The organism is Paenibacillus sp. NRS-1781 (genome assembly GCF_050467745.1).
In the GTDB taxonomy this organism is placed as follows: domain Bacteria; phylum Bacillota; class Bacilli; order Paenibacillales; family Paenibacillaceae; genus Paenibacillus; species Paenibacillus terrae_A.
Genome location: NZ_JBITPI010000083.1, coordinates 1 through 18,117, shown reverse-complemented (window position 1 = coordinate 18,117; position 18,117 = coordinate 1). Strand labels below are relative to the sequence as shown.

Genomic DNA, 18,117 nt, shown 5'->3' with positions numbered 1-18,117 from the left:
ATTACAGGAATGGCTCCTTAAATGATCAAATATCAATTTTATGCTTATTCCTTCATTGGATTGAATTCATCAACTCATAGAAATATTTGGATTCCTGAGTCTTATTCAGACTATACCAGGCAGCTAATGTTTCTGAAGAAAACACTCCCAGAGCCTTCAAAACGTGTACAGAAAATTCCAAAGGAGCTATTCCAGAGGCAGTGATCAGTTTTCCATCCGTTACAGCAGACTCCATTTTGTAATACTTTTCACCCGTGTAAGTGGGACAGATCATTTTAAGGTATTCCAGATCATTGCTTGTATGCGGGCGTGAATTCAGCAATCCTGTCTGGGCAAGTCCCATGGTAGCACCACAAATCGCTGCAACCCATATCCCCTCCTTTAAACACCTCTCAACGATTTCTAAGATAGGTTGGTGAATGGTTTCTGTCCATGTATCTCCACCGGGTAAAATCAATGTATCTGTGCTTTCAATGCTGCACTCATCCAGTTTGATGTCAGGCAGTATTTTTAATCCGCCCATTGTAGTTACAGGAGTCTTTTCAATTCCCACGGTAACTATTTTGGATGTGGCCAGCCCCTTTTTATAATATCTTCCTGAGTTCAGTTCGGCAGTTAAGTAGCCTATTTCCCAATCTGACATTGTGTCAAATACATAAAGGTATACTGTATTATTCATGTGCACGTTCTCCTTATTTTACAATTCATCACGTGATACCAACCATCCATCGGTAATCAATGATTATCATCATTATAAAATAGCTTCACTGACATCTGCTGTCAGTGAAGCTATTAAAGTTGATAATATTCCATTAGCTCCGACGCAACAGCAACAAGTTTTTCCTTCAAGCTCTGTGGTTCGATTACTTGAATGGATTTTCCGTAGGATAGGAGAAAATAAGGGACATATATATGAATTGATTTTTCCTCAAGCAAAAAGATTGCTTGATTTGCTGTCCGTTCTTTCAGATGATGCCCCAAAAACCAATGCAGGCATAAGTCATCCAATGCCTCTGACCTTCCTCCGATCATTAAAGAAATTAACCCGTCCTTGCCCACTAAATCAGGTAACAGATTTTGCATAAAAAATTCACGGGCCGAAAAAGCTTCGGGACGCTTAAATATGATTGGAGTCCGCTTGATTTGTAGAATCCGATCTGCCCGAAAGCTGCGGGTCTCATTCCTTAGGTGGCAAAATGCAACGGTATACCATTTATGGTTCCAGTAAACCATTCCATAGGGGTCTATCACCCTATTCTTGGGTTGTTCTTCATGGCTTGTGCGATAATCTATTTCTATAGAGAATTCGTTTGCTACAGCCTGCTCCAATTCCGCCAATACCGGCTGAACAGAAGGGTCTCCCACACGGTTTATAACTTCAAGTCCGGCTAAGTGACGACTAAGCATACTTTCCTGCTCCTGATTCGAATACATTTTCAATTTTGCTGTCGCATTGTCTAATGCCTCACTCAAAGGGTATCCGGCTTCTTTTGCAAAAACAGCAGCATGAAGGAGTGCCTTTTTTTCCTCAATATCAAATAGCAGAGGTGCTCTGATAAAATTATTCAGCAAGCTATACCCGCCATTATGACCTGTGTCGGATATTATAGGCACTCCACTGGCACATAGTGCTTCAATATACCGATAGACTGTCCTTATATTTATTTCTAACTTTTCGGATATTTGTTTTGCAGTCATCTTCACGCCTGAATTCAGCATCCATAGAATGGCCAGCATATTATCGTTTTTTGGCATAACATGAACCCTCATCTTTTATTTTCCAACAATTTTTCAGCCTTTCAATCCTCGCAATGCTCTCCACATGTGTCGAGACGATGGAACGGATGTATTCCTTTTTATTATATATATTGCCTATACTATCAAAAGCTATTCCTTCCCACAACACCCCTTTTTCCAGACGATGCCTGTTCTCCCTTCACTTCTGTCGATCCTACTAATTCCATATGAGCCTGTATTTAATTTACCCGAATCCATGATCACGATTAAATCAGACCCAGACCCCTTCCTGACTTTTGAAAAGCACTTGCTCAAAATTACTGTCAGCTTTCTCTATTCCCATACCTCTGGTTAAAGAACAGAGTACAAAAGCGCTTTTAATCGAAACAATTGTGGAGGCTCCAGAATTCGTTAGCAACGATACGATATTGGATGAATATGTGAAGCTTATATCAGAAGGTGCCACTAACGTTCAGGAAGCAGCAAGATGTCTAGGTGCGTTTATCGCCTCCGGCTCTACAAACAATCAGATATTTTTACAATTGGCCAATAAATTAAATACTAAATTTGCCGTTGAAATACTAGTTTCAATGGGACGTTCTAATTGGGGAGAAATTCCTCATTATCTAGAATCTTTTGCTCAAGAGGTTCAAATAGCACAAAGAATAAGATACCGTTCAGGAATAATTGCAGCCTTTTTATTAATTATTCATCCTTTATGTTCAGAATATGCTCATATTAGTTCTTTATCTTTTGGGTATCCATTTACTGAAGCGGCTGTGAATGATTGGGCGTGGGTAACTCCAAAAAACACAGAAAATATAGTACAAAAGAAAATAGTAACTTCTAGGGAAGCTGACGTATTAGTGAAATTAGGAGGCTTATTACGATATAATACGAACTTGAATTCAAACGAAACTGCAAAGCTTTACACCGAGTTTTTTGAAGATAAAAATCCATTTGATGTTATTTACACTTTACCAAAATAAAAAATTAACGCCAAGAAGTCGCTACGGGAGTTGTTTTGTTTTGTATCGAACTTAGTTTTATGTAGGTAAATAGAGAAAATAGCCTCCCTCAAATGTTTGTATCATCTTTAACTTTTAAGTTCATGTCGTATAATCTGTGTAAGAAATATGAAACACATCTATCTTCTATTCAAAACAATGACTTGCCATCCCTCCCCATCAGAGTTAACATACACACACTTCAACCACGGGAGGGAAAGCACACAATGTCAAATTGGCCAGAATGGTTTCAGGAAGCATTACGCCAAACTCCCGCTTAATCAAGGCAGCAATAATCTCCAGTGTCCAATGGTCCCGCGCCGTAAAGCCTACATCATGCGGAACCGAATTCACGATCGTCTGTTTCAGCTTTTCTTGTTGTTCCGAGGTTAATCGAACAGGCGCACCTGGCGAATGATTCATTTGAAGACCGGAAAGCCCACCTATTTGATACGCTTGAATGTAACCTTTTACGGTTTTTGGACTCCGATTGATCGTATGGGCAATTTTTTCGATTTCTGTTCCTTGAAGATATAAATACAGCGTCTGGTACCGTTCGTACATCCGACGTTTTTTCTCTTGCTTCATCGCAGTTTCGATCTCTTGAAAAGATGCTCTTCAATGAAAGTTATTTATTTTCATAACGTATTACGCCGTAGTTCATAAAAATACTGTACAATTGGATGCTTTAACTTCATCTTCTCTGTCATGTTTAATATTCGCTTTTTTCCAACTCGTCTGTCCACTAAAGCTAGAATATTCAATAAGATGTCATTACTCTCTAAGCTTTCCTCTATAGAAATAGATAAAAACTTATTAGCAACAGCGATAAAATTTGATTTACTTAATGAGGCCTGTGCTGACAAAAGATCCTTTGCATATTCTGATGTTTTTCTACTTCTTGCAATTACTTTTAGACGATCCTCTGGAACGATTCCCTTGGTATCTTTTTTGACCGCTTCAATTTCTTCATTGTTGATAGGAACTTGGATATTTGGATCATTCTTAATTTCCTGCTCCGACTGATACCATCTGATTGAGCTAGTTATATCACTCATATTGAGTACGTTCTTTTTATCTACGGCAATATAACAAATTCCAGATTTATCAGGTAAATAACGGTAACTGGTTGCCCGGTATTCTACCCTTCCATATAACGCAGGACAGAGGAAACTCTCCAGATGTTGCTTCAATTTGCTCCAGGACATGTATCCTCCTATGTTCTCAAAGCCTACTACCAGTATTTGCAACTGTCAGGCTTTCTTTTTTAAAAGATGAGGCAGTTTATTTGAATCACTCTGTATCTTACATTCATTAACTTCTTAAACTGCTTGAGTTCCTTTTTCAATCGGACAATACTCTCCACTGTACTACCACTTGCCTGTAAAGACTGGAAGTGCTTCTCTGACTGCTTTATTGCTTGCGCCGCATTGGACTCTACCCGCCCATGACTTCCTTCTCACTGAGGGATTCAGCCATGTTACGAATATCATCCAAGATTACGCTTTTGAGTTCTTTTTCCTTGACGCTATGCTGACTACAAACGTGCTTACCATGCTTATAGTAGTTGCCGCATACATAGCCCTTTCGATAGGACTAGCAATATCAATTCCAACTTCTGCTCTGTAAACTACACCTGACTCTTGAGTCACAGACAAAAAAGGGAATTTCTCATGTTCTTTCTCAACTATCAGATTCAATATATCTTTAGCCTCACGCTGTTCCCAAGCGAAAGCCTAAAAAAGAGTCGAGAAATAATATCCTTGACCCTTTCGTCAATTTCTACACATTAATACCCAAAATTTTCAACTGTTCATTGATTTTAGCTTCAAGATCAGCGATTTCTTGTTTGTCTTGCTCTAATAGCTTATTCACTTCGGCAAGGTCAATGACCTGCTCTTCTTCAAACGTATCCACGTAGCGAGGAATATTTAAGTTAAACTCGTTTGCTTTGATTTCTTCAAGTGATGCCACGCGAGCATATTTATCAACATCCACACGATTTCGGTAAGTTTCGATAATCTTGTTAATGTTTTCATCAGTAAGTTTATTTTGATTTTTACCTTTTTCAAATTCATTGCTTGCATCGATAAACAAGATGTCTTTTGTTTTACGATTTTTTTTAAGTACTAAAATCGTAGTTGGGATGGATACACCGTAAAACAAGTTAGCAGGTAACCCTATAACTGTATCAAGATAGTTTTTCTCAATGATCGTTTGACGAATTGTACCTTCTGCTGCGCCACGGAACAAGACGCCATGCGGTAATACAATTCCCATTGTTCCAGTATCATTCAGATGATACAAGCTGTGCAAAATGAATGCATAATCTGCTTTAGTTCTAGGAGCGAGTTTACCATATTCCCTAAAACGTGGATCTTTTAGTTTCGTTTCGCTATTGTCCCAATGAGCAGAATAAGGAGGATTCGCAACCACGGCATCAAATGAGCGTGGGTGGTCAGTTCCTTTTGCATCTAGTCCATCAGGCCAATCGCTTTCAAGTGTGTTAGCATTAGAGAGAGTCATATTGTTAAATGAAACACCATGCATCATCAGATTCATACGAGCCAAGTTGTAGGTTGTCGTATTCTTTTCTTGACCATAAAATTTAATCGCCCCTGGTTTATCTCCACCAGGCAACTCACCTTGAACCGTTAACAGCAATGACCCAGATCCACAAGTCGGGTCATATATCGAAAAAGTATTATCCGATTCTTCTAGACCGTCTGTTACGATTTTAGCCAAAACTTTAGAAACTTCATGAGGCGTGTAGAACTCTCCACCTTTTTTACCTGAACTTGCTGCAAATAGACCGATGAGGTATTCATAGATGGCGCCTAGAATATCTTTGTTGTCTGCACCTTTGTAATCAATGCCATTCACAAGCTTTACAATTCGGTTAAGTGATTTCGCACGTTCATTGGTAGAAGAACCTAGACGCGAGTCTCCAAGATTGACGTCGTTAAATACACCACGAAAATCTTTCGCAGCTTCTTTGTTTAATTCAGCATTCTTATTGAAATTATCAAAAAAAGTTTGATAATCACTTGGAATCACCATGCTATTATCAATCTTTTGAACTAAAGACTCCCAAGTATCAAGTGGTGCAATGGCATAACCTAAACTTGCAGAAATATCTTCTAAGTAATCATTCAAATCGTCACCATTCGCTTGTTCTACATAGGCATTATTGATCGATTCACCATCGGTAACATCAATCACATTATTTTTAACTAAATACTGTTCTTGATGTTCTGACAGATAACGATAAAACATAAAAGCTAAAATGTAGTTCTTATATTCTGAAGCATCCATGCTTCCACGGAGCTCATTTGCCATCGCCCACAGTTTTGTTGTGATCGTTTGTAGATTATTGCTCATATTGTTATTTTCCTCCTATATAAACATTTGTTGCAGTAATGCTTTCTTCTGTTCTTGCAAGTGTTCCAGCTTACGCTGATGAAGGGTGATGAGGTGGTCGAGGGTGGAAAAATATTGTCCGATACACTTCTGCTCATTGAGATTTGACGGTATATTGATGCTTAATTCAGTCAACATATCCATGACGATGTATGGAATGTTCCCAGTTCTTGCTTCCTCTGCAATTTTTTTGGGAAGTCTTTTTCCTATTTCCGAAAACAGAAATTCTCTATTGGCTTGAAAATCCGTTAACACGTAAGTTCGTTGATATGCGTTGAATTTTCCATCTGCTAAGTGCATATATCCAGCCGTCGCTCCATTACCTGCTATTGTTATTGCGGGACCTTCAAATGCAGGAACATCTATTCGATATTTCTTAATACCTGATGTGTAAAAATCAAATTTACCGTCCTCAACCATTGCATTTGCGTCCAGCTTTCCAGTTGTTACATTAACGACTTCCCCAAGCTTACGCTGTTCCCAAGCGTCAGTGAATTCGGGGAAACGAACTTCAGGGAAATCTTCGCCATTTTTCGGAAATATTTTTTGAAGCAAACCAGCCTTCAAATTTTTCACGTTATTTAACTTACGCTGATGAAGGGTGATGAGGTGGTCTATTTGAAGAAATAACTCCCCAATTTTCCTTTGTTCTTCTAATTTAGGGTAGAGTAAGTTCACTTTTTTTAAATCAGAATTCTGTAAATGAACAACAGATTTCCCTTGAGCACGTTTTGACATTTCTTTTTGCTGTGTACTGTTTGAAATTGTTAAAGCTAAAAATGTAGGATCAATTTCTTGGTTGGGCTTTATGATATTTAAGTCCCCGCCAAGTATAAGCCCCGATTTTCCAATTACCGATGCTCTTGAGATATCTTCTGCTGTTTCACCAGATGCAGGGACAACAACTTCATTTCCTTCACTTATTACAGATTTGTCTTTCAACTCTACAAATGTATCAACATCATTAATTACAGTTTCGTACTTAGTATAAAGACGACCATATAAAACGATTGGCAAACCGGTTTCGCTTAAATCATTCTTCGTATAACCGCTCCCTTTTGAAAATTCTGCGAGATCTCCCAACCTACGCTGTTCCCAAGCATCAGTGAATCCAGGAAATCTTAATTTAGGTGCATTTTCTTTATGTTCGCTCATTACTGCTCTCCCTGTATGGTCTTAATGACTCGATCAAAATCAGAAACTTTTTTTTGATGCTTGTTAAATTCTTTATACTCGCCAATAGCCTTCTCCTTAGCTGCACTTTGTGAAATGCGCCCATTTCCATCCAAGATTTCATAGCGATTGAATGTTAAGAATTCATCAATGCTTTTCGCAAAGTCTTGCATTCCCAATAAAACCTCATCTTCGAGCAGACGCTCAACATAATCAAAATAAGCTGATACGTTACGCTCCAGACTGCGAATTTCTTTTTCTGATAGATAATTTTTCGCCACGGATACGTCGGATTGTAAGATCCGGCCATCGGGCGAGTTCTTCCAGGAAGTACGCCCCATGTGTTCTTTGTCTTTATCGGCACTGTCATACACGATTTCAGCCGCCGTTTTGCCTGTAATCGCATAATGAAACTTGTTTTGAACGGTCGCATAAAACTTCTTCGTGACGTCTGCGTTCCTGTCGTAGTCGTATGAAATTTCCGCAAATACATCCGATATTTGCTGCCAGATCCGCCTTTCACTTGCTCGAATGGAACGGACGGTTTCAATCAGCTCTCGGAAGTAATCCTTGCCAAAAACATGCTCACCTTGTTTCATACGTTCAACATCAATTTTAAAACCTTTAAGAATGTAATCTTTCAAGACATCCGTTGCCCATATACGGAACTTTGTTGCCTTTTGTGAATTGACACGATAGCCAACTGATATAATTGCATCTAAATTATAATATTTTACTGGTTTCGTTTGTGTTTTTCCTTCTATTGCACCGTGTTGAGTGGTATGTGCAATTTCTGCACTAACCACTTTTTCATCCGCATCATACATTAAGAATTGTATTTCTTTCATCATGATCTCCCATCTATCCCTCTGATTGAACGGTTTCGACCTTGTTAACTTTTGACCAATTCATCCGCCAGTTCGTAAATCGCGTCGCGCAAACTATTTCGATATTTCATTTTAGATAAGGACTGTACTGTTTCATCATGAGCTAGTAGCGCATAATTAGAACTAGCTTGGGCAATAATGTCACGGATTTGACCTGTATCATCCAAGTCTTGTAAGCCGTAGCGATGGCGACTAAACAATTCTCGCATTTGAGCGCTTGTAATAATATCCGTGATTCCCCACTTCACTCGGAAGTCAAGAAACATGCGATCCAGGCTAACATTGTTCGCTTGCTGGATAATCTCTTCACTGTCACTTAGCTTCACAGGATATTCGAAATTAGAGCCTGCAAGTGGGAAGTAACCTTTAATAATTGCAGTAGCCGCATTCACAATCTTGGTTGCATAGCTTCGATCATCCAACCCATTGGCAAATTGATTGATCTTTTCTTGCGTCTCTTTGGCTTCTTGATCTTTACCTTCGTGAACTTGGTTCAATAATTTTTCCACGAGTTCAGTCAGATAATCATAATCCACTTTAACATCTTTCACATGTGTCATTCGCAGTTCAATTTGATACACAGGGATTTTCTTCTCTTTCGCAATATGCGACTTGAGTTCATTGGTTAACACGGTTGTCAACATGACTTCTTGCTCTGAAGTCATCCCCAGCTTCTCCACTAACTCATCTGGATCATCATAGTTAAATCCGACTTGTTCACCATCAACTTCATCTGGATCATACTGCTTTAATTTGGCCATTCCTCTGTTATATTCGCGGAGCAAATCAAGCATCTCTTCCTTTTTCTTTTCAGATGGAGGTAACTGTTGAAAATCAGTCGTTAAGTTACTTAACTTCTCAACTACTTCTTTCACTTCATTAAATACATCTTCAAAGGGTTTGGCAATAATTCCGTCTTCCTGATTAGATTCACGTTGATCTTCTTCAGACAAAATGGCAGAGTCTTTATTGGCATAAACAGCAAGCGCTTTATTCATCAACTTCTCATTTTGAGCAGGCCAGCGGTAATTCACCACACGTCCCCACGGTTTATCTTGCATATCCGAAATGCGATTTGTTCTGGAATAAGCTTGAATTAATCCGGCTCCTTTTAAGGTTCGATCCACATAAAGCGTGTTAAGCTCAGGTGCGTCAAAACCCGTCAATAATTGGTCAACTACAATAACCAAATCAAGAAAATTTTGATCGGTGGCTGATTTATTCAAACGTGAAGTCACGTCTTGCGTATAGCCAGAAACATCATCCATCCCAAAAGATGTGCCAAATTCAGCATTATAAGCTGTAATGGCATCGTACAAACCTTGATTGGCGGCAAGCATACCATCGTTATTCGATGTATTTTGACTAAATGTCACCGCAACTTTTAAGGTTTGTCTGCCATCCTTTTTCTTTTCTTCGCTAACACGTTGAAACTCATTAAAATACATCATCGCCATTGGCGTACTTGCTTTACCGCCGCCCACATGAGTCGTAAATAAAGCATTATACTTTCCTTCATTCGAACGATTACGCCAGTTTTTGAAAATGTCTTCTACCACCAATTTGACGTGATCCGGATTTTCGTCGTAGAAACTCGGTTCAACAGCATCATCCATATCTTCCTGGGAGAGATTGTTGATTTTCTCTTGAATTCGTTCTTCATTCCATTTGGGATAACGTTCACGGTAGAACGCAGGAAGATATTTTTCTTTCATTTGTTTTTCATCAATGGTGGTCTCAAAATCAACTTTGAATCCTAAAACATTACGATCAGCAATGGCTTCACGAATCGTATAAGCATGTAATAGCGGACCAAAAATATTTTCTGTTCGAAGACCAGTGGTCGTTTCATCAAACATCGGTGTTCCCGTATAGCCCACCCAAGCGGATTTCTTAAAAGCTGTTTGGATATTCCTGAATGAGTCACCGCCTGTTGAACGATGGGCTTCGTCCACTATAAACACAATATTCTTATCTGGAGCTTTAAAGGTTTTGCGTTTCACCAAAGTATCTAGTTTTTGAACAGAAGTGACAACGATACTATTGTCTTTACTTTTAAGCTTTCGACTCAAATCAGTCGTATTGTCTGTATTTTGAACGCTGCCCAATGTGTCTTCCGTCGCGTCAGGATCATAGGCTTTATAATTTTCATTGGTTTGCTTGGTTAAAGCGATTCGATCCACAACAAAGACAACCTTGTCCACCTTCGGCATACGGCTTGCCAGCCATGCTGTTTTGAAGCTTGTGATCGTTTTACCTGCTCCGGTTGTATGCCAGATATAACCGATTTTATGGGTACCAAGCTCAAAATCTGAACGTTTCAAGCCCTCAATCACATTCTGTGTCGCATACACTTGATACGGACGCATCACTTTCAACATTTGTTTGTTCTTTGTTCCGTCCAAAATCATATAGTTGGTAGCCATTTGGTGTGCCATTGGAATAGAAAGCATGGAATCTGCGAATTCTTTCCAGTTGCGCACGATGGTATTGTCACTTTTGCGTTGCCAGTTAAAAGCAAAATCCTTATTAAATTTATCTGGCGTAGTATTTGCCATATACTTCACATTGCTTGGTGTTATGGCTACTAAAATTTGCAAAGTTGAGAAAATATCACGATATTGATTTTCATCAGCATATTGATGCATTTGATTGAGTGCTTCATTGACATCACGGGTATCACGCTTTTCCTCAATTTGAATGATTGGCAGACCGTTAATCAATAGAGTCGTGTCGAAACAGCGATTTTGTTTTCCTGCGATAACTGCTGGTCTTCTAATTTGATTGACCACTTGATAAACGGTATCCCCAGCCCCTATTTGTTTTTGATCAAAAACAGTAAGGAATACATGGCGTCCATCGTCTAAATCAATCTCGATTTGCGACACTCCGTTTAAGCCATACAAAAACTGCCCAGCTTCATAAGGCGTCTGAATGTCAGATATTATTTTCTTAACCTGATTAAATTCCACAACACTTAAAGGATGGTCAAGCGTGTTCTGATTGTGTTGTTCCAGGATTGCCTTGAAGTTATCCCAGAGTTGTTCGGTCGTTTTAATCTTCGATTCATATTTCCACCGTTTCGTCTTCACTATGTAATCCACATTGGATTCGTTGACCACAAAATTGCTTATCCCTTCAAGATGTTCAGGTTGTGCAATTGTGCCGCTCGTAAGGTATTGAATTAATTCGGTCTCAAATTGATTCTCATTCATGTATTGCTTGCCTCCTCAAGTTTTCCAATACTATAGCCGTTTCCAAATTTGAAACTCTTTTTCTTAATGCCTCCAACCGTAATTGGTTGAAATAAAGTTCACCGATAATCCGCTGTATTTCTATTTTTGGCAAGTTAAATAATTCAAGCTCTTTCATTTGTTTCAGCGTGTATTTTAGAACTTGAGACCCCTGTAATCCTGTTTGAAGCTGTTTTTTTATGAATTTATCTTCATTAAGTAAGTAAACAAGATAATTTGAATCAACCTTTTCATTCGGTACTAACTTAACGTAGTTTTGCGTGTATAGATATCCCTGATGATTCACACCAACTATAGTAGATTTTCCCGAAATCAAACTAAAAGCAACATCACCTTGACATAGCGTACTCACCTTATCAAAGGTTCGTACTTGCTTACGATCACTACCATTAGAATCAATTCCAACCAAATCATCTTCAATTTCTGATTGTCCATAATAGGTATAAAGTGGCGCTTTATCATCAGGCGCTTCTTTAATCCTAAATTGTGGTGAACCACTCACGAACTCTACTACGTTTTCTAATCTCCTCATTAAAATCCGTGCCTTTCTAAAATTAATTTTTATTATTTATACTTGTATCTTATAAGATTGTTTTTGAAAATGCAAGCGATAACTTTATTAATTTTAAAAAATTACGTTTTTTTATGTAGAAATCATAGTGATAGTGTGATAGTAAATTTTATATAGAAAAAGTTGCCTACCCTCTTGAAGAGCAAACAACTTTTTGTTTTCGTAGCCAATATTAAATTACTTGAAAGTGCTTTAAGGCATTCTCAATCATATCTACCTTATTGGTATCATGTGTTTTGCGGAGAGCGATACAACCGCCTCCACAAGTCTCTACCTGTAATGACAATTGTTGCTCCGTTGCTGTATACGCCAATACACCTCAACTATTAGTCTTTCCTGACCAATAGTGAACAGCACTCCACATGCCTTATGTATGAAAATGAAATATGTCCCAAAACTCAACCCTAAAGCATTTTTTTGAATGCAGGAACATAATCAAATTGCTCTTATACCCTGTACATCACTGCTTCTTATCTCGATATATTACTACCACGCACTCCACATGTGTCGAGACGGTGGAAAGGATATACTCCCTCTTACCACCTATTATATGCTTTTTTCTACTCTACATTTCCCTCCCATATCACCTGCTTCCAAAAATACACATTGTAAATACCCCAACGAATGGGTCATTCTGTAAACAAAATCTCTCTTTTGACCGATAAATACATATGCTGGGTTGTTCATTAAATATCGCCTCTCGTCCTTTTATGCCAAACAAACCTTGTAATACATATCTATCTCGACTCAAAGCTGTACTCATCCGTGTCTTCTATAATCAGAAGCGAATTAAAAATGACATACTTTACTTGGAAATAATCATCACATCTAGAAAGGAGTCATGAACTCACTTGAGCCTATTATCAGATGGGATCGGGTATGAAAGCCTACGCTTTTATGGTCCCTTTCAGCCGCAACACATCGATCAACTTCAAATAACACGTACCATCAATGATCATACCTTTTTACATATCAATGGTATGCTCTCAGAAGAACAAGGAGCAGCTTGTATCGGGCAAAATATGGAGCAAGAGCCGATTGTGATTCGTCAATTGGATGATCAGGGACAATCGCTAAGAAGACTGTTTCACGGGATCGTTACGCAAATGTCCGTACATTGTATACGTGGAGTATACACCTTTGAATTGGAGGCTGCTTCCCATTCCTATCAAATGGATATCAAGCTGAAAAAACGTTCCTATCAAGATATTCACCGCACTTATGATGATCTGGTCACCTCGATGGTTCGTAAATATGAGTATGGAGATGCCATTGATACCGTAACTAATTATGCCAAACTGGATACTTTTGTTTTACAATATGAGGAGACGGATTGGGCGTTTTTAAAACGTCTTGCTTCTCGCTTTGGTTCCGTACTTGTGCCAGAGGTAACCGCAGCTTCGCCCAAAGTTTTCTTCGGGATGCCAGAAGGCAAACAGTACAAAGTAGAACGAGATGTATTTTATCGGGTACGAAAAACGTTTCATGAGCTGGATGCGGAAAAGCCGGGAGAACAACGTGCTGGCTCTTATGTCACCTATACAATTGAAAGTCTACAATACTATGCGCTAGGAGATCTCATCACGTTACCCATCGGACAAGGCAAAGAGTTGGTCGTCGTTCGGGCAGTGACACGGTTAGAGGATGGCTTACTGCGTACCCGTTATGATCTCCAAGCGGAACAGAATATTCGCTATGCCCGGTATGAAAACGATCAGGCCACCGGGATTTCGCTGACAGGAACGGTGCTCAAGGTACAGCAGGATTTCGTACAGCTTCAACTGGACATCGACCCGAAGCAAGATCCTGCCAAAGCCTGCTGGTTTCCCGTGGCGACTCGATATGTAGCCGAAGAACATAGCGGTTGGTACGATATGCCTGAGATTGGGGAACAAGTAGAATTGTATCTGCCTACACACCGCGAACAGGATGCCTATGTGACGGATTCACTTCGACAACAACGCCACACAAATGGACAGCCGAATGTGAAGGTATGGCAACATGTGCAAGGTAGCGGCGTAGACATGTCTGAGCATGAATTGACCCTGTCCACCTCGGATGGATTTTCAATTACACTGCACGAGGATACTGGCATCACCATCCACAGTCCGGGGGATGTACAGATTCAGGGTGGTCATGTGAAGCTCGATGCAGGTGAGGAACTGTCGCTCGAAGCTGGAACAGCGCTGTATCTCAAAGGTGGAGAAAGTAGCATGGTGCTCGATGGTGAGACGGATACCAAAGCTCCAGTGATTTATCAGGAAGGGACAGTGAAAGCTCCCGTTTTTGTGATGGATCTCCCTCCTGTGCCTGAGCCACCATTGATGAGTATAAAAGCATATGAAGCAGCTCAATCAGCAGCCAAAAGCAGCCAAGCCCCTACTCCTAAAGCAAAAGTTACGACTCCAGCAGCGCTTCAACAGGCCAATGCTTTGATGGGGACGATATCCAAACTGTTAGGCTCCATTCCAGCAGTGGGGAACGTAGCCAATGTGATGTTGAATACTGTTGGTGGGCCAGCAGGTAAAGTAGCAGCAACTTTGTTACAAGCAACTGGAGCCATCCCTATTCGAAGTAAGGGAACACCTACGATTGGAGACAGTGGTAAAGAAACGGGTTTACATCCGTTGAAACACTTGGCTGGTTTAGCGATGCAAGGGCTGATTAGTCAATACGAGCACGAGCAAGCTAGACAAGCCTATTATAGCAAGTGGATTCTGGGGAAAGTGTATACAAGTGCGCGTCATGTGGCAGATTCCGGTGGCCCACTGGAACTGGTTCAAAACCTGCTGAAAGAGTCGAATGCTATGGCTCATGCCTATCAGCAAGTTCCTAAAAACATTCAGGAGAAATGGCTCCGAGATAATGTAGAAAAACAACGTCTATGGAGAGAAAAGCAAATTAATAAGTATACTTCATTTTGGAATCAAGATGATTATTTTGCAGGCAACTGGTGGCAGAATGAAGCTAAAATGAAGCAAGCCCAACAAGCGTTACAAACAGAAATAGCAATGCAAGGAAAAATTCATCTGGAACAATTAACAGATCCAAATAAAATAGCAGCTATACAACGAATTGCTAATACCAAACGAACAAAAAGATTCGATATACGAACCCTTGAGACGTTAAAACCCGCCTTGAGATCCATGGGTGTAGACCCAGATAATGTCTTAGAATTGGACAACGAAAAGTTGAATGCCTTAATAAAACGTTATAATCAAGGGGTAATTGGGCAAGAATTGGGGGATTTTGCCGAGAGAACAGGCTTAGAAGATTTACCCGAAGAAGCGTTTTATGGATTTTTAGGAGCCAGAACAGGTACAGGTAGATCTGGCGGATTTTATTCCAGAACAAGCGAGCCACCTATTGTAGAGAACCCGCCTGTAAAACCCAACCCAAAAGGTGGTCCAGGTCTAAACAGACCAATTGATGAGGGGCCTGGTAATGGTGGTATCAAGGCTCGGACTACTGATCTAGATCAGGCAGAATGGGACACAAAAAGAGTAAGTGGAAATGTTTTTAAAAATGACGAATATGGTAATAGAAAAATACGTGCATCAGACTTTAAAAAATTCAAAAAAGATATGGATCAATCAGGGATTAAAGTTGTAATTGACAAAGAAAAGGTACCAAAAAATAAAGCTGGAGGTTTTGATCCTGAAACAGGAATCATGTATTTTAGAGGGAAACCATCTCAAATAGCGGCTTTTCATGAAAGCGTACATGCAAAGCAATGGTTAGAATTGGGTAAAAATAAATATTTAAAACAAAGTACCTTAGAAAGAGAAGAACATGTCTACAAAATAATAATGGAGAATAAAAAGAATTTTACAAGATCTGAATTATTTGCTACAGAACGATATATTTATAAATTGAGGAATAATGGAGATCCGGCACCATTTGGATGGCCACCTCCAAATTCTCCAATATTTAAGGGGTGTTTAGATGAATAAACCAAAACTATCTGCATTGCAAGCTTTAGATATTGCACAAGAGTACATCAACAAACGTAACAGAAGTAACAGAAGTAATAATCACTACACTCCTTGGACAATTAACGGTGACATAAACAAATCTGTTCAACATTACGAGAATTTTATTGGATTGACTGGTGGTGCTTGGGTTGTTGAGATAGACTTTAAGGATTTCGAAAAATTTTTGGTTATTTCTGATGTAGAACAAGTTATTTCTTTTTTTATATTTGGAATTGATAGAAATAAACTATCCAAAATATATTCTCAATTAACCGTAGACAAATTGCTCCAAATTTCTCAAAATTATAATGACAAGTATCATTTAGAAGGAGAAATCAATCCTAATCATGGTGAATCAATATTTTTTTATGAAAAATTTGAAGGTGTTGAAGGATATTCATGGATTATTAATATAAAAGTACCACCATCACCGTTTGGTGGTGGTGATATGATAAGTCTTGTTCTTTCTGATGAAAAAGAGTGCGTTGAATATATGTTTGATCCGTCAGGGTACCCGGTTACCCCTCATTTAGAAGATGAAGATGATTAAGAAGATGAAGAAATATTTTGTATGTTACTTTTTTGAAATGCGTCACTACCAACCTATTAGTTGAATAGCATAGCTAAAAACTTTCTTTAAAAACGGACGGAATCTATTGTAGTGCTATACGGCAGTTACATTGTGACAGCAAGATCGTACAAAACAACAAACCAAACATAAAACAACTTGACAAACATGCTTGATAAACTTTCAAAGCTTATTCCAACTTGATCCAATGAGTAGGAGTAGGCTTTTTACATATCAAAATTAGTAACTAAATAACATAGCAAGTTACTTCCTACACAAAACAATGACTTGCCATCCCTTCCCATCAGAGTTAACATACACACACTTCAACAACGGGAGGGAAATGTGCCATGTCAGATTGGCCGGATTGGTTTTTGGAGGCATTACGCCAGCGGTTTTATCAGTTAGAACTAGCCAGTGAACAAAACGCTTCATGTTTGCCAGAAGATGAAAGTTTGCTCGTTCAAATCGAGCAGTTCAAAAGCAACCAAACTGAAGATATTCAACGTCTGCTATCGGAATGGGAAGAAGCAATAGGCTATCAACTAAGTCAGGACAAACAATCCATCTATATGGAAGGAGTAAAAGACGGGATTCGATTGATCCTTCCCGCCATACAACCCACATTTACTCGTTAGCCTACTGATAATGTTATCCTATGGTTTCTCTAGTCCAGTATTTCGTCTATGCTCATTCCACTTTTCAAGGTAAAAACAAAATGCGCTGGTGAGAGAATGGTTATCTTCTCCACCAACGCATTAAATAGGTTATCATCAAATTTTTCCAGTATATCCTGCTGTGTGCTTAGTACTTGGATGATTTCATCGACTCGCTCCTTGATTTTCGCTTTCTGCTCATTCTTTTCCTCTAGTGTCAGCTTCTGTTGTCGTAGCTCGTTTAGCTCACTGGAAAGTCTAGCCGTTTCTTCATCATATACGATCTCGTCAATCTGATTTCGTAGCTTGAGATTCACTAATTCCTTCAAGTCGGATTTCAATTGTTGCATCTGTCCTTCAATTTCTAGTAGTGGTTCTTGCCCTACTTTGCTAGAAAATACTGATTCAATATTGGCTTTCAGCGTTTTAATGAATCCTTTCTTATTCTCATACATCCGATTGAACAATCGTACAAACGCGGAATGTAAAACTTGTTCATCAACCGATTTGGCATCACACGCTGCTTTGCCTTCATTTACATACGTTTTGCATTGCCATACCACTTTTTTGGATGGATTATTGCTGTTCCAGGTTCGGCGTTTAAAAATGGCTCCACAGCATCCACAATATACTTTACTGCTCAGTGCGTATTTACTGGAGTATCTTTTACTCTCCCCCATCACACTTCCTTTTAGTTTGGCTCTGCGTTCCTTCTCTTTTTGTACCGCTTCGAATAGTTCCTTGGATACAATCGGTTCATGGTTGTCCTCAATTAAATATTGCTGCTCCTGTCCTTTATTCCTTATTCGTTTGTGGGTTAGAAAATCTACCGTTACCGTCTTTTGTTGTAGCAAAGCTCCGTAATATTTC

The 18,117-nt window shown here is 39.2% G+C and carries 14 protein-coding genes and 1 pseudogene; 4 read left to right on the top strand and 11 right to left on the bottom strand.

Translation table 11 applies throughout. The annotated features are described in order from the left end of the window. Window positions 1–52 precede the first annotated feature (52 nt). Together ACIFO6_RS23605 and ACIFO6_RS23600 are read right to left on the bottom strand one after the other, a co-directional pair. Window positions 53–679 (bottom strand): type 1 glutamine amidotransferase family protein, encoded by a 627-nt coding sequence (locus ACIFO6_RS23605; protein WP_430044439.1) that lies wholly within the window; start codon window positions 677–679, stop codon window positions 53–55. A gap of 113 nt (window positions 680–792) precedes the next feature. Then, window positions 793–1,755, bottom strand: a complete 963-nt coding sequence (locus ACIFO6_RS23600; RefSeq protein WP_430044437.1) for a helix-turn-helix transcriptional regulator — start codon at window positions 1,753–1,755, stop codon at window positions 793–795. 278 nt (window positions 1,756–2,033) lie between these two features. Here ACIFO6_RS23600 and ACIFO6_RS23595 point away from each other — a divergent pair, with 278 nt between their 5' ends. Continuing rightward, entirely contained in the window at window positions 2,034–2,726 is a 693-nt protein-coding gene (locus tag ACIFO6_RS23595; RefSeq protein ID WP_430044436.1) for a hypothetical protein, read from the top strand. A gap of 204 nt (window positions 2,727–2,930) precedes the next feature. Here ACIFO6_RS23595 and ACIFO6_RS23590 read toward each other — a convergent pair whose 3' ends face one another. The 8 genes and pseudogenes from ACIFO6_RS23590 to ACIFO6_RS23555 all read right to left on the bottom strand — a co-directional run bounded on the left by ACIFO6_RS23590 (window position 2,931) and on the right by ACIFO6_RS23555 (window position 11,980). Beyond that, a complete protein-coding gene (locus ACIFO6_RS23590; RefSeq protein ID WP_430044434.1) occupies window positions 2,931–3,332 on the bottom strand; it encodes a helix-turn-helix domain-containing protein in 402 nt (133 codons plus the stop codon). A gap of 50 nt (window positions 3,333–3,382) precedes the next feature. Next, complete coding sequence (locus ACIFO6_RS23585; protein ID WP_430044432.1) at window positions 3,383–3,952, bottom strand: SF0329 family protein; 570 nt, start codon at window positions 3,950–3,952, stop codon at window positions 3,383–3,385. A gap of 229 nt (window positions 3,953–4,181) precedes the next feature. Next, window positions 4,182–4,319 (bottom strand): annotated as a pseudogene (locus ACIFO6_RS23580) (hypothetical protein); the annotation flags it as partial. Between the two features lie 207 nt (window positions 4,320–4,526). Beyond that, entirely contained in the window at window positions 4,527–6,125 is a 1,599-nt protein-coding gene (locus tag ACIFO6_RS23575; RefSeq protein WP_430044430.1) for a type I restriction-modification system subunit M, read from the bottom strand. 15 nt (window positions 6,126–6,140) lie between these two features. Next, window positions 6,141–7,319: a restriction endonuclease subunit S gene (locus tag ACIFO6_RS23570; protein ID WP_430044428.1), complete on the bottom strand. Its 1,179-nt coding sequence runs from the start codon at window positions 7,317–7,319 to the stop codon at window positions 6,141–6,143. After that, window positions 7,319–8,185 carry a RhuM family protein gene (gene rhuM / locus ACIFO6_RS23565; protein ID WP_430044427.1) on the bottom strand — a complete coding sequence of 289 codons (867 nt, stop codon included), beginning with the start codon at window positions 8,183–8,185 and terminating at the stop codon, window positions 7,319–7,321. Before rhuM ends, ACIFO6_RS23570 begins: the two co-directional genes overlap by 1 nt. Window positions 8,186–8,229: 44 nt before the next feature. Further along, a complete protein-coding gene (locus ACIFO6_RS23560; protein ID WP_430044425.1) occupies window positions 8,230–11,439 on the bottom strand; it encodes a type I restriction endonuclease subunit R in 3,210 nt (1,069 codons plus the stop codon). Continuing rightward, window positions 11,432–11,980, bottom strand: coding sequence for a restriction endonuclease subunit M (locus tag ACIFO6_RS23555; protein WP_430044424.1), 549 nt, complete (start codon window positions 11,978–11,980; stop codon window positions 11,432–11,434). Before ACIFO6_RS23555 ends, ACIFO6_RS23560 begins: the two co-directional genes overlap by 8 nt. Window positions 11,981–12,900: 920 nt before the next feature. Here ACIFO6_RS23555 and ACIFO6_RS23550 point away from each other — a divergent pair. The 3 genes from ACIFO6_RS23550 to ACIFO6_RS23540 all read left to right on the top strand — a co-directional run bounded on the left by ACIFO6_RS23550 (window position 12,901) and on the right by ACIFO6_RS23540 (window position 17,229). Further along, window positions 12,901–16,002, top strand: coding sequence for a zincin-like metallopeptidase toxin domain-containing protein (locus ACIFO6_RS23550; RefSeq protein WP_430044422.1), 3,102 nt, complete (start codon window positions 12,901–12,903; stop codon window positions 16,000–16,002). Further along, complete coding sequence (locus ACIFO6_RS23545; protein ID WP_430044420.1) at window positions 15,995–16,573, top strand: hypothetical protein; 579 nt, start codon at window positions 15,995–15,997, stop codon at window positions 16,571–16,573. The genes ACIFO6_RS23550 and ACIFO6_RS23545 overlap by 8 nt, the downstream gene beginning before the upstream one ends. A gap of 368 nt (window positions 16,574–16,941) precedes the next feature. Further along, window positions 16,942–17,229, top strand: a complete 288-nt coding sequence (locus ACIFO6_RS23540; RefSeq protein WP_430044418.1) for a hypothetical protein — start codon at window positions 16,942–16,944, stop codon at window positions 17,227–17,229. Between the two features lie 29 nt (window positions 17,230–17,258). On the opposite strand, the gene ACIFO6_RS23535 is transcribed toward ACIFO6_RS23540, so the two are convergent. Continuing rightward, window positions 17,259–18,117, bottom strand: an 859-nt coding sequence (locus ACIFO6_RS23535; protein WP_430044416.1) for a recombinase zinc beta ribbon domain-containing protein, incomplete at its 5' end; no start/stop codon positions are given.